Origin of the sequence: Duganella callida (assembly GCF_004614165.1) — a bacterium.
In the GTDB taxonomy this organism is placed as follows: Bacteria; Pseudomonadota; Gammaproteobacteria; order Burkholderiales; family Burkholderiaceae_D; genus Rugamonas; species Rugamonas callida.
Window position 1 is genome coordinate 16478 of sequence record NZ_SPVG01000152.1, and the last position, 13215, is coordinate 29692.

The window sequence follows — 13215 nt, forward strand, 5'->3', positions numbered from 1 at the left end:
CCAGTACGTGAACTACACGCTGCAGACCAGCACCGTGTCGCTGGCCGGTCACGCGTTGACGCTGCCGGAAGAAGAGGATAAGGGTGTCTCGCACAGCGACGGCGTCACGCGCGCACCGGGCGCGGTGGACCTGAACGTGGCCGGCCTGCATGGCTTCCACGCCGGCGACACGATCCAGATCATCGACACCAACCACGGCGGCGCGGTGGTCGGCAGCTACGTGATCGAATCCGGCGATCTGTATTACGGCGACGATTACTTCTCTCAAAGCTATTACAATCCCGCGCAGCTCACCAGCAAGAATCTGTCGCTGTCGGCGCTGAGCGATGGCGAGCATACGCTGGTGGCACAGGTTCTCGACCAGGCGGGCAATGTCAGCAGCGTCACCAGCGGCGCGCTGGATCTGCTCATCGATAACGTGGCGCCGCAGCTGACCGGCAGCACGCCGGCCGACAGCAGCGGCACGGTCAGCCCTTCCATCAGCCAGCTGGTGTTCAGCTTCAGCGAGGACATTTACATCGAGGATGGCGCCGTCATCACCATCGTCGATGCGGATGACGCAAGCAGCTACCAGGAAGTCACTCTGCACGGCAGCAACATCAACGGCAACACGCTGACCGTGACGCTCACCGCGCCGCTGACCAGCGGCACGCATTACAAGGTGCTGGGCGTTGCGATTTCCGACCTGGCCGGCAATGCGGGAGTGACCGGCGATGCAATCCTGCTGCAATTCACCACCACCGGCAGTTATCCCGCGCCGGCCGCGCCCAGCGTCGCGCTGACGGGCGACACCGCACCGGCATCGTCGGCGGCCGATGCGCCAACGCACAGCGATGGCATCACCCGCTACAACACGGTTCACGTCACCGACGACGGCAAGTCCACCTGGTATTACCGTATCGGCGACAGCGACAGCTGGCACGAGGGCAGCGGCGCCAGCTTCACGCTGGCCGATGGCCACTACGCGGCCGGAGAGATCCAGGTCAAACAAAGCTCTCACGGCGTGGACAGCCCGGTGGCCGTGCTCGGCGAGACCATCATCGATACCCATGCATTTACCGACGATACGCTGAGCGGCAACCACTTCATCGAAACCAATACCAGCGTTACCGGTTCGCTGGTCAGCGCGCAGACGTTGTCGGACCAGATCATCGAAATCACCCTCGACCACGGCGTCACCTGGAAGGCCGCGACGCTGACGCCGACCGATGCCACGCACGCCGACTGGACGCTGGGCGGACTCGATCTGACCAACGCCATCGAATACGGCGTGCGCATCGCCGACAAAGCCGGCAACGTCACCGGCACCGCGTACTACCTGACCGCGCGCGAAGCCAGCTACAACCATCCGGAGTACAACGACATCGTGCTGCACGCGGCTGGCGGGATCGACTACATTACCGTCGGCGCGCGGGCCTATGTCGATGGCGGCGGCGGTTACGGCGATATCGTCGTCACCGGCGACGACGCCGTCGTTTCGGTCGGCAACGACAGTCACGTCACCACCGGCAACGGTAACAACCTGGTCAGTACCGGCTTCGGCGCCAACATCGTCACCGGCAGCGGCAATGACCGGATTTATGTCAGCACCGTGGATGGCGCCCATATCAGCGCCGGCGGCGGCAACGACTGGCTGCAGTCGAACAGCGGCGTCAATGGTTTGCGTCTGGAGAGCCTGGACATCAGCGGCGTCGAGACCTTCAATTTCGGCTACAGCGGCGGCAACGATCTGACCATTAACACCGCCGCCAGCGTCCGCGCGACCAGCGGCACCGGCACGCTGACATTTACCTCCACATTCGCAGGATCGCACATGCACCTGAATGCCGCGCAATGGATTGCCGACGGCATCCAGGGCGACTATCAGCACTATCACGCCAGCAACAGCAGCGAGGTGCTGCTGATCGGTCAGAACATCACCGTGGACAACAATATCGGTTCGGCCTAAAGCCGCAGGCTGCGGCGGCTGCGGAATTCGCGCCAGTCGCCGCTGATCGGATCGATGAAGCTGATGGCGCGCGCCAGCAGTTGCAACGGCTGCGACACGTCATCCTGCTTGCACGGCAGCGCCACCGGATAAAACGCGTCGTTCAGGATCGGCACGCCCAGCGACGACAGGTGCAGCCGCAGCTGGTGCTGGCGGCCCGTGTGCGGGAACAGCCGGTAGTGCGTGTAGTCGGCATGATGTGCGATCACTTCGATGGTGGTGGCCGAATTCGGCTCGCCCGGCTCCTCTTTCATGACGAAGAACTTGTCGCCCTCCACCATGCGGCTGCGGTAGATGTACGGGAACGCCACGCCATCCAGTCGTGGCGCCAGCGCCTCGTACTCCTTGTCGACCACGCGCTTCTGGAACATCGACTGATAGGTGCCGCGGCTGGCGGGATTGCGCGAGAAGATCACCACGCCGGCCGTCTCGCGGTCCAGACGGTGAATCGGCACCAGGTCGGCCTCGCCCAGCGTTTTTTTCAGGCGCACCAGCAGCGTCTCGTGCAGGAAGCGGCCGGTCGGTATCATCGGCAGGAAGTGCGGCTTGTCCACCACCACCAGGTGCTCGTCCATGTGCAGGATCTCTTCCCTGAACGGAATCGGCGTCTCCGGCTTTTCCAGTTCGCGGTAATACCAGATGCGCATGCCGCGCTTGAAGCGGCTGCCGGGCTGCAGCGGGTTGCCGTCGCCATCGACCACGTCGCCGCGTGCCATGCGGTCGCGCCACGAGGCTTCCGACACATCGGGGAAGCGCTCGACCAGGAAGCCGATCATGTGCAGCCAATCACCGTCCGGCAGATACAGATAGCTGGGCGCGACACCGTCGCGCATGGGCAGCGGAGCTCGCGACATGTCAGGAACGCGGCAAAGCGATGGAATGGTACGCGGGCAGCTTGTCCGGGTCCAGCCCCTTCGCGCGCGCGTACACCGGCAGCACCAGGTACATGTTTTTGTTCATGTCCTCGATGCGCTGGCTGCCGCTGGGGTGGGTCGACAGGAATTGCAGCGGCTGATTCTTGTTCACCGCTCCCATCTTCTGCCACAGGGCGATGCCGGCGCGCGGATCGAAGCCGGCGCGCGCGGCCAGGTCCATGCCGACCAGATCGGCCTCGCTTTCGTCGCCGCGCGAGAACTTCAGCGCCGCGAAGCGCGCCGCGCCGCTGCCCACGGCGTCGCCCAGGCGCGGGTCGAAGCCGAAGTAGGCGGCGCCGGCGGCGCCGGCCAGCCGCGCCACCAGCGAGGTGGCATTGTTCTTGCCGGCCTGCTCGCGCGCGTGCTCGCGCAGCGCATGGGCAATCTCGTGGCCCATCACCATCGCCACTTCGTCGTCGGTCAGATTCAGCTTGGTCAGGATGCCGTTGTAGAAGGCGATGCGGCCGCCCGGCATGCAGAACGCATTGACGGTATCCGACTTGAGCAGGTTGACCTGCCAGTCCCACTTGGCCGCCTCCGGATTCCAGCGCGCGGTGAACGGAATCAGGCGCTTGGCGATCGCGCGCAGGCGGATCAGTTGCGGATTGGTGTCGGTGGCGACGGCGTCCTTCTGGTGCGCCTGGCTCAGCATCTGGTTGTATTGCAGGCGGGCCTGCTCGTTGAACTGTTGCGAGTCGCCGCCGGACAGATTGCGCAGCGGCGACAGCTTGGTCACCGGGATACCGTCATTCTGGGCGTGCAGCGACAGCGCGCTGGTGCAGAGCACCAGCGCCAGCATGGCGTGCTTCAATTTAAGGTTTTTCATGTCCATCATTCCAAGGGGCGATTTTCGGCAGCATCATCATTGCAGGAAACGCAAGGATAAAACACACGATAAAGAACCAGAACCATCCCGTTTCAGTGACAATATACCCTACCGAGGAATTGATGAATGTGCGCGGCACCGCAGCCAGACTGGAAAACAGCGCGTACTGCGTGGCCGTGTAACGCGGATCGGTGGCGCGCGACATGAAGGCCACCAGCGCCGCCGATCCCAGTCCCAGGCTGGCGAACGCCTCGAAGCCGAAGACGGCGCTGAGCAGCACCGGATCGGGGCCCACTCTGGCCAGCCAGGCGAAGCCCAGAATCGCCAGCGCCTGCAGCGCCCCGAACACCCACAGCGCGCGATTGATGCCCAGCTTGATCATCCAGATGCCGCCCACCGCGCCGCCGGCCAGGCTGGCCCACCAGCCGGTGGCGTTGGCCGCCAGGCCGATCTGCTTGGTGGTGAAGCCGATATCGAGGAAGAACTTGGTCGACAGCGCGGTGGACATGGTGTCGCCGATCTTGTACAGCAGGACGAAGGCGATGATGAACAGCGCCTGACGCCAGCCATCGCGCAGGACGAATTCGCGGAACGGCAGCACCACCGCTTCCTCCAGATTCTTGGGTGGCGCGCCGTACAGCGTCGGCTCTTTGGCCAGCAGGGTACATACAAAGCCCGGCAGCATGAAGGCCGCCACCACCCAGAACACCAGCTGCCACGGCTGGCTGTCCGCCAGCACCAGGCCCAGCGCGCTCGGAATCAGGCTGGCCGCCTTGTAGGCATTGACGATGATGGCGGCGCCCAGGCCCTGCTCTTCCTCGGCCAGGATCTCGCGCCGGTAGGCGTCGATCACCACGTCCTGGCTCGCCGACAGGAAGGCGATCAGGAATACCACGATGGCGATCAGCGACAGTTCCAGTTTCGGGTCCAGCATGCCCAGCCCGCCGATGAACAGGAACAGCGCCAGCTGCGTCAGCGCCATCCAGCCGCGCCGCCGGCCCAGCGGCAGCACGGTGTAGCGGTCCATGAACGGCGCCCACAAAAACTTGAAGGTGTAGGGGAACATCGCCAGGCCGAACAGCCCCAGCGCCTTTACGTCCAGCCCGGCCTTGGCCAGCCACGCCTGCATCAGGTAGATCAGCGTGTACAGCGGCAGTCCGGAGCTGAAGCCCAGGAACAGTATCGAAACAGTACGGCCGTTAAGGTAGCTGTACCAGGGCTTGGCGGTGGTCAATGGGCGGCCTTTTTACGAAGACGGAACACGGCGAGGTCGCCGCGCAGATTAGGCAGGAAGGATACACGCTTGCCCTCGGCCAGGGCCACACATTCGATCACTTCCAGCCCGCACTCCTCGGCCAGGTCGCGGAAATCGTAAATGGTGGCGCAGCGCACGTTGGGCGTGTCGTACCATTCGTACGGCAGCGATTCTGACACCGGCATGCGTCCCTTCAGCAGCGCCATGCGGTGCGGCCAGTAGGCGAAGTTGGGGAAGGAGACGATGGCTTCCTTGCCGACGCGGACGATGTCGCGCAGCAGGTCTTCCACGTGCTTCATCATCTGCAGGGAGGACAGGCACAGCACCGTGTCGAAGCTGTTGTCGCCGAACAGACCGAGGCCGTTTTCCATGTCCTGCTGGATCACCTGCACGCCGCGTTGGGTCGATGCCAGCACCTTGTCGTCGGCGATCTCGATGCCGTAGCCGCTGCACTGCTTTTCGCTCTGCAGATAGTCCATCATCACGCCGTCGCCGCAGCCGACGTCCAGCACGTGCGCGCTCTGGTCCACCCAGTGGGCGATGAAGGCCAGGTCCGGCCGCGCGATGCTCAGTTCATCGAAGTTCATGCCTTGCTCCCGATCTCGTTCCACACCTGGTCGTAATACGCGCGCACCATGTTCATGTAGCGCGAGTCCTCCAGCAGGAAGGCATCGTGGCCGTGCGGTGCGTCGATTTCGGCGTAGGTCACCTGGCGGCGGTTGCCGATCAGCGCCTGCACGATCTCGCGGCTGCGCTCCGGCGAGAAGCGCCAGTCGGTGGTGAAGGAAGCCAGGAAGAAGCGCGCCTTGGTGCCGCTCAGCGTCTTGGCCAGATCGCCGCCGTGCTTGCGCGCCGGGTCGAAGTAATCCAGTGCCTTGGTGATCAGCAGATAGGTATTGGCGTCGAAATATTCGCTGAACTTGTCGCCCTGGTAGCGCAGGTAGGATTCGATCTCGAAATCGATGCCGAAGTCGAACTTGTAGTCGCCCGTCTCGGCAACGTCGCGCAGCTTGCGACCGAATTTTTCGGCCATGTCGTCGTCCGACAGATAAGTGATGTGGCCGACCATGCGCGCCACGCGCAAGCCGTTCTTGGGCACCACGCCGAATTCGTAGAAATCTCCGCCGTGATAATGCGGGTCGGACAGGATGGCCTGACGCGCCACGTCGTTGAAGGCGATGTTCTGCGCCGACAGCTTGGCGGTCGAGGCGATCACCACGCAGTGACGCAGGCGCTCCGGGTACATGATGGACCAGGCCAGCGCCTGCATGCCGCCCAGCGAGCCGCCCATCACGGCGGCGAACTGGCGGATGCCCAGTTGATCGGCCAGGCGCGCCTGCGCGGCCACCCAGTCCTCCACCGTCACCACCGGGAAGGCGGCGCCGTACGGCTTGCCGGTGGCCGGATTGATGTGCATCGGGCCGGTGGAGCCGAAGCAGGAACCGAGGTTGTTGATGCCGATGACGAAGAACTTGTCGGTATCCAGCGGCTTGCCGGGACCGACCATATTGTCCCACCAGCCCAGGCTTTTCGGCTGGCCTTCGTATTCGCCGGCGACATGGTGCGAGGCGTTCAGGGCATGGCAGACCAGCACCGCGTTGGATCTGTCCGCGTTGAGGGTGCCATAGGTTTCATACATCAGCATATAGTCGCGCAGCGACGCGCCGCTTTGCAGCACCAGCGGCTCTGCAAAATGCATGGTTTGCGGCTTAACGTATCCCAGGGATGACGATGACATGTTGGTTTAGTTTTTGGGGGCGGCCCCGCGGGCCATCTATCAAGGCGGAACCGCGAGGGTGGGTTCCGCCACGTACTACATCAACTGTAATTGTTCGACCGCGTCTGCAATCACGTTGGGTTCCATCGAGCGCATGATCTTGCGGGTTTGCGGCATGATGCGCGCAAGGTCGCTGTTCAGGATTTCTTGTTTGACCGACAGCAGCTGCGCCGGGTGCATCGAGAATTCGCGCAGCCCCATGCCCAGCAGCAGACGTGTCAGTTTGACATCGCCCGCCATTTCGCCGCAAACAGCGACGTCGATCCCGGCTTTATGCCCGGCCGCAATCGTCATCGAGATCAATTGCAGCACAGCCGGATGCAGCGGATTGTAAAGGTGCGCGACCTCATAATCAACCCGGTCGATGGCCAGCGTGTACTGGATCAGGTCATTGGTGCCGATCGACAGGAAGTCCATGCGCTTGACGAACATCGGCAGCGCCAGCGCGGCGGCCGGAATCTCGATCATGGCACCGACGTCGATCTCCTCGTCGAACTTGACGTGCTGCTCGCGCAGTTCGGCCTTGGCCTGCGCCACCATCGCCAGCGACTGATCGATCTCGAAGGCGTGCGCCAGCATCGGGATCAGGATGCGCACCTTGCCGAACGCGGACGCGCGCAGGATCGCGCGCAGCTGGGTCAGGAAGATCTGCGGCTCGGCCAGGCAGTAGCGGATCGCACGCAGGCCCAGCGCCGGATTCAGCGCCGTCTGCTCGCTCTGGTCCAGCGGCTTGTCGGCGCCGATGTCCAGGGTGCGGATGGTGACCGGCCGGCCTTTCATCGCCACCACGGCTTTTTTGTACTGCTCGAACTGCTCGTCTTCCGACGGAATCCGGTTGTTGCGCCCCATGAACAGGAATTCGGAGCGGAACAGACCGACGCCGTTGGCGCCCGCTTCCAGCGCGGCCGGGCAATCGTCCGGCAGCTCGATGTTGGCCAGCAGCGTGATTTCGGTGCCGTCCTTGGTGATGGCCGGCGTCTTCTTCAGCTTGAGCAGCTTTTTCTTCGCGCGCGCGGCGGCCTGCTGGCGTTCGCGGTACTGTTCCAGCACCAGCGCGCTCGGATTGGCGATCACCACGCCGGCGTCGCCGTCGATGATCAGCCAGTCGTCCTGCTCAATCAGGGTCGAGGCTTCCGACATGCCGACGGCGGCCGGAATATCCAGGCTGCGCGCGACGATCGCCGTATGCGAGTTCTGGCCGCCGACGTCGGTAACGAAGCCGATGAAGGAGCGGTCGCGGAACTGCAGCATGTCGGCCGGCGAGATGTCGTGGGCGACGATGATCATCTGCGGCTGGAACTCGTCCTCGCCGGCCGGCGCCGCTGGCGGCAGCATGCGCTCGCTGCCCATCAGCACCTTGAGCACGCGCTCGGCCACCTGCTGGATGTCGGCCTTGCGCTCGCGCAGATACGGGTCTTCGATTTCGTCGAACTGCGCCGACAGCTCATCGATCTGGGTCAGCAGCGCCCATTCGGCGTTGTAGTGGCGGGTGCGGATGATGTCCAGCGGCGCTTCGGAAATCATCGGGTCGGACAGGATCAGCGCATGCACGTCGATGAACGCGCCCAGCTCGGTGGGGGCGTCCTTGGGCAGTTCGTTCCACAGCGTCTGCAATTCCTTGTGGACGGCGGCCAGCGCCTGCTGCAGACGCGTGACTTCCGCCTCGACCTGCTCCTCGGCCACCAGATAATGCTTGACGTCCAGCGCGGCCGGCGCCAGCAGATGGGCGCGGCCGATCGCGATGCCGCGCGAGACCGGAATGCCATGCAGCGTGAACGAGGCCATCGGCGGGCCTGCGGGGAAGCGGGGACGGCTGCGCTCCGCCGCCATTACTCGCCTTCGCCGAACTTGTCGTTGACCAGCGCGGTCAGGGCGGCGATGCAATCGCCCTCATCGTCGCCGTCGGCTTCCAGCAGGACCTTGGCGCCCTTGCCGGCGGCCAGCATCATCACGCCCATGATGGACTTGGCGTTGATGCGGCGCGCATTGCGCGTCAGCCAGACGTCGCTTTTGTATTTTGCTGCCAGTTGGGTGAATTTGGCGGAGGCACGCGCATGCAAACCAAGCTTGTTGATAATTTCGAGTTCTTGCTGAATCATTTTTCTTTTGTCTCAATCAGTGCGCATTGCATAAAAAGTCAGGCTTCCCCGACGCGTATCCGGTTGTCGACGCGCACCGCTCCACTTTGCGCGCCGGCCAGGGCCATCTCGACCACCACGTCCAGCGTGTCGCGGCGGTAGGTGATGGCGCGCAGCAGCATCGGCAAGCTGATGCCCGCGATGACCTCCACCCGGCCCGCGTCGGCCAGCCGGTTGCAGCAGTTGGCGGGCGTGCCGCCCTTGACGTCGGTGATCACCAGCACGCCGTCGCCATCGTCCAGGCGCTTGATGGCCGCCGCGGCCAGGTTCTGGACTTCGCCCAGGTCCTGGTCGGCAATCACATCGATCGCTTCCAGATGTTCGGTCGGACCACGGAACACATGTGCGCAGGCGGCAAGAAAGGCCTGGCCCAGTGGTGCGTGCGTCATAAGTAGTATGCCTACCATATTCTTAAATCGCCAGTAAGTATTGGACTTTTCTTGTTACCGGGATGACTGCACCGCCGCCTCGACCGCGTCGATGAAGGTCGCCGCCACCGGGAAGCCGGTTTGCTGCGTAATCTCCTGGAAACAGGTCGGGCTGGTGACGTTCACTTCCGTCAGGTAATCGCCGATAACATCTAATCCTACCAGCAACAGGCCGCGGGCGGCCAGAATCGGCCCCAGGCTGTTGGCGATTTCGAAGTCGCGCTCGGTCAGCGGCTGGGCCACGCCGATGCCGCCGGCCGCCAGGTTGCCGCGCACTTCGCCGTTCTGCGGGATGCGCGCCAGCGAGTACGGCACCGGCTTGCCGCCGATCACCAGGATGCGCTTGTCGCCCTTGACGATGTCCGGGATGTAGCGCTGGGCCATGATGGTGTGGCGGCCGTTGCCGGTCAGGGTCTCGATGATGGAGCCCAGATTCATGCCGTCGGCCGTGACGCGGAAGATGCCGGCGCCACCCATGCCGTCCAGCGGCTTGAGGATGACGTCGCCATGCTGCTTCTGGAACGCGCGGATGCGCGCCTCGTCGGACGTCACCAGCGTCGGCGAGGTGAACTGGCTGAACTGCGTGATCGCCACTTTCTCATTGTGGTCGCGGATGGCGGACGGCTTGTTGAACACCCTGGCGCCCTGCTTCTCGGCCAGTTCCAGCAGATAGGTGCCGTACACGTATTCCATGTCGAACGGCGGGTCCTTGCGCTGCAGGATGGCGTCGAACTCGCCCAGGTTGGTTTCCACCGGCTCGGCGGCGCGATACCAGTCGGTGCTGTCGCCGGTCATGCTGATCTGCTGCACCCGGGCCGTGACCACGCCCTGCTCCACCGCCATGTGCTTCTGCTGAAAAGCGTAGACGGTATGGCCGCGCTTGGCGGCCTCGACCATCATGGCATAAGTGGAATCCTTGTAGGTCTTAAAAGTCGACAAAGGGTCGGCGAGGAAAGCTATCTTCATGGCGCATCCGTGAGAGGTAATGCCTGATTTTAGCCGAGATCGGCAACCGGCATCGGTCGCCGTCAATAGACCTCGGGATTCGGATCGGTGCGTTCCATTTCCAGCGACGCCGCCAGCAGCGCCAGACGCGCCACCACGCCGTACACGTAGAAGCGGTTCGGCGCGGCCGTACCCGGCTTGGCCTTGAGGTCCGGCACCGCGTGCTGCTGGGCGAAGGCCAGCGGCACATACTGCGAACCGGGAGCGTTCAGGTTCTGGTCGATGCCCTTCTCGGCGTGGATACGGTAGAAGCCGCCGACCACGTAGCGGTCGATCATGTACACCACCGGCTCGGCCACCGCGTCCTTGATGCTCTCGAAGGTCGGCACGCCTTCCTGGATGATGAAGTCGGTGACTTCCTTGCCATCCTTGATGACGGTCATCTTGTCGCGCTGGGCCTGGGTCAGGTCCTTGATCTCGCTGGAATCCTTGATGGTCAGGATGCTGGTGCCGTAAGTGCCGGCGTCCGGCTTGACGATCACGAACGGCTTCTGGTCCTTGATGCCGTATTCCTTGTATTTCTTCTTGATCTTGGCCAGCAGCGCGTCGACGTTGGCGGCCAGGCAGTCGTAGCCCTCGCCGGTGCGGAAGTTGACCGCGTCGCACTTGGCGTGGAACGGGTTCAGCATCCACGGATCGACACCGATCAGCTTGCCGAACTTCTTGACCACCTCATCATAGGCGTTCATGTGGTTGCTCTTGCGGCGCAGCGCCCAGCCGGCGTGCAGCGGCGGCAGCAGGCTCTGTTCGTGGATATTCTGCAGGATCTCCGGCAGGCCGGCCGACAGGTCGTTGTTCAGCAGGATAGTGCACGGATCGAAATCCTTCAGACCGACGCGGCGGCCGTTGGGCGAGCGCACCAGCGGTTCCACCACCAGCATATTGCCGTCCGGCAGAGGCAGCGGGGTCGGTTCGGTGATTTCCGGCGACAGCGAACCCAGCCGCACGTGCAGGCCGGTCTGGCGGAAAATCTGCATCAGCCGCGCCACGTTGGCCCAGTAGGTCGGGTGGCGCTGGGTGATTTCCGGGATCAGCAGCAGGTTGCGCGCATCGGGGCAATATTTGTCGATCGCCGCCATGGCCGCCTGCACCGACAGCGGCAGCATCTCGGTGGCCAGCATGTTGAAGCCGCCCGGGAACAGATTGGTGTCCACCGGCGCGAGTTTGTATCCGGCATTCCTCATATCCACCGAGCAGTAGAACGGCGGAGTGTGTTCCTGCCATTCGAGGCGGAACCAGCGCTCAATGGCCGGCGTGGCGGCCAGGATTTTTTCTTCGAGATCGAGCAGCGGTCCACTCAGGGCCGTGACGAGGTGGGGAACCATGTTGACTTCCTTGAATTGATGCGGGAGGACGCCCCTCCAGGCACATAGAACGCCAGATAATAACGTGCAGATACCCCAAATTGGGACAATAACCCTATTTTAAAGGCGTGATATAAAAAAAAGCGCCCCTTTTGGGGGCGCTTTTCAGCCAAACAGCGTGAGCTGTTGTTAATTAATCATGGTATGCGGACTCGCCGTGGGTGGTGATGTCCAGACCTTCGCGTTCTTCCTCTTCCGGCACGCGCAGACCGATCACCACGTCCACCAGTTTGAAGGCGATCAGCGCGACGATGCCCGACCACAGGATGGTCACGCCGACGCCGGTGGCCTGCACGATCACTTGCGAGCCGATCGAGTAGTCAGCCGATGCCTTGTTGGCAACATAGTCGAACACGCCCTGGCCGCCCAGCGACGGTGCGGCAAACACGCCGGTCAGGATCGCGCCCAGGATACCGCCGACGCCGTGCACGCCGAACACGTCCAGCGAATCGTCCGCGCCCAGCAGTTTTTTCAGGCCGTTCACGCCCCACAGGCAGATCACGCCGGCCAGCAGGCCCATGATCAGCGCGCCCATCGGACCGACGAAGCCGCAGGCCGGGGTGATGGCCACCAGACCGGCCACCGCGCCCGAAGCGCCACCCAGCATCGACGGCTTGCCTTTGAAGATCCATTCGGCGAACACCCACGACACGGTGGCGGCAGCAGTCGCCAGCAGGGTGTTGATGAAGGCCAGGGCGGCGATGTCGCCCGCTTCCAGCGCCGAACCGGCGTTGAAACCGAACCAGCCCACCCACAGCAGCGAGGCGCCGATCATGGTCATGGTGACCGAGTGCGGGGCCATCGATTCACGGCCCAGGCCGACACGTTTGCCGATCATGTAGGCGCCGACCAGACCAGCGACGGCGGCGTTGATGTGCACCACGGTACCGCCGGCGGTGTCGAGCGCGCCTTTCTGGAACAGGAAGCCGGCCTTGGCGGTTTCGGTGGCCAGGGTGGCGGCGTCCTTGATCGCGTCCGGACCGGTCCAGAACCAGACCATGTGGGCGATCGGCAGGTAAGCGAAGGTGAACCAGATCACCACGAAGGCCAGCACCGCCACGAACTTGGCGCGCTCGGCGAAGGCGCCGATGATCAGGCCGCAGGTGATGGCGGCAAACGTGGCCTGGAACGCGACGAAGGCGAACTCAGGAATCACCACGCCCTTGCTGAAGGTGGCGGCATAGGCGAAGGCGCCCTTGGCCGGATCCCAGATGCCGTTCAGGAAGGTGCGGTCATGCAGGTTGCCGAAGAAGGCGTTGCCCTCGGTGAAGGCCAGCGAGTAGCCGTAGATGCACCACAGCACCACGATCAGCGCGAAGATCATGAACACCTGCATCAGGATCGACAGCATGTTCTTGGAACGCACCAGGCCGCCGTAGAACAGGGCCAGGCCGGGGATGGTCATCAGGATCACCAGCAGGGTCGAGGTCATCATCCAGGCGGTGTCGCCCTTTTGCGGGGTTGGCGCGGCGGGAGCGGCGGCCGCATCCGCTGGCGCGGCCGGTGCGGCGGCGGCGGGAG

Annotated in this window: 12 protein-coding genes; 1 reads left to right on the forward strand and 11 read right to left on the reverse strand. The window is 63.6% G+C overall.

Annotated features, from left to right (window positions below):
• The first annotated feature begins 34 nt into the window (after window positions 1–34).
• A complete protein-coding gene (locus tag E4L98_RS31070; RefSeq protein ID WP_371857229.1) occupies window positions 35–1948 on the forward strand; it encodes an Ig-like domain-containing protein in 1914 nt (637 codons plus the stop codon).
• Here E4L98_RS31070 and E4L98_RS15030 read toward each other — a convergent pair.
• The 11 genes from E4L98_RS15030 to E4L98_RS15080 all read right to left on the reverse strand — a co-directional run.
• A complete protein-coding gene (locus tag E4L98_RS15030; RefSeq protein WP_135202365.1) occupies window positions 1945–2841 on the reverse strand; it encodes a pseudouridine synthase in 897 nt (298 codons plus the stop codon). The two genes, E4L98_RS31070 and E4L98_RS15030, sit on opposite strands and share 4 nt — an antisense overlap.
• Window position 2842: 1 nt before the next feature.
• Window positions 2843–3727: a M48 family metallopeptidase gene (locus tag E4L98_RS15035; RefSeq protein WP_135202366.1), complete on the reverse strand. Its 885-nt coding sequence runs from the start codon at window positions 3725–3727 to the stop codon at window positions 2843–2845.
• A complete protein-coding gene (locus E4L98_RS15040; RefSeq protein ID WP_135202367.1) occupies window positions 3714–4961 on the reverse strand; it encodes an AmpG family muropeptide MFS transporter in 1248 nt (415 codons plus the stop codon). Before E4L98_RS15040 ends, E4L98_RS15035 begins: the two co-directional genes overlap by 14 nt.
• Complete coding sequence (metW, locus tag E4L98_RS15045) at window positions 4958–5569, reverse strand: methionine biosynthesis protein MetW (protein WP_135202368.1); 612 nt, start codon at window positions 5567–5569, stop codon at window positions 4958–4960. The genes E4L98_RS15040 and metW overlap by 4 nt, the downstream gene beginning before the upstream one ends.
• A complete protein-coding gene (gene metX, locus E4L98_RS15050) occupies window positions 5566–6681 on the reverse strand; it encodes a homoserine O-succinyltransferase MetX (RefSeq protein WP_229257406.1) in 1116 nt (371 codons plus the stop codon). The genes metW and metX overlap by 4 nt, the downstream gene beginning before the upstream one ends.
• 114 nt (window positions 6682–6795) lie before the next feature.
• Entirely contained in the window at window positions 6796–8544 is a 1749-nt protein-coding gene (gene ptsP, locus E4L98_RS15055) for a phosphoenolpyruvate--protein phosphotransferase (RefSeq protein WP_135202375.1), read from the reverse strand.
• 44 nt (window positions 8545–8588) lie between these two features.
• Entirely contained in the window at window positions 8589–8858 is a 270-nt protein-coding gene (locus E4L98_RS15060) for an HPr family phosphocarrier protein (protein ID WP_135202370.1), read from the reverse strand.
• 38 nt (window positions 8859–8896) lie between these two features.
• A complete protein-coding gene (locus E4L98_RS15065; protein ID WP_135202371.1) occupies window positions 8897–9304 on the reverse strand; it encodes a PTS sugar transporter subunit IIA in 408 nt (135 codons plus the stop codon).
• A gap of 36 nt (window positions 9305–9340) precedes the next feature.
• Entirely contained in the window at window positions 9341–10291 is a 951-nt protein-coding gene (gene gshB / locus E4L98_RS15070) for a glutathione synthase (protein ID WP_135202372.1), read from the reverse strand.
• Window positions 10292–10353: 62 nt separating this feature from the next.
• The gene (gene gshA, locus E4L98_RS15075; protein ID WP_135202373.1) at window positions 10354–11655 is read right to left on the reverse strand and encodes a glutamate--cysteine ligase; all 1302 of its coding nucleotides are present in this window, start codon (window positions 11653–11655) and stop codon (window positions 10354–10356) included.
• Between the two features lie 172 nt (window positions 11656–11827).
• Window positions 11828–13215 (reverse strand): ammonium transporter (locus tag E4L98_RS15080; protein WP_135202374.1); only part of this gene is annotated, 1388 nt, incomplete at its 5' end.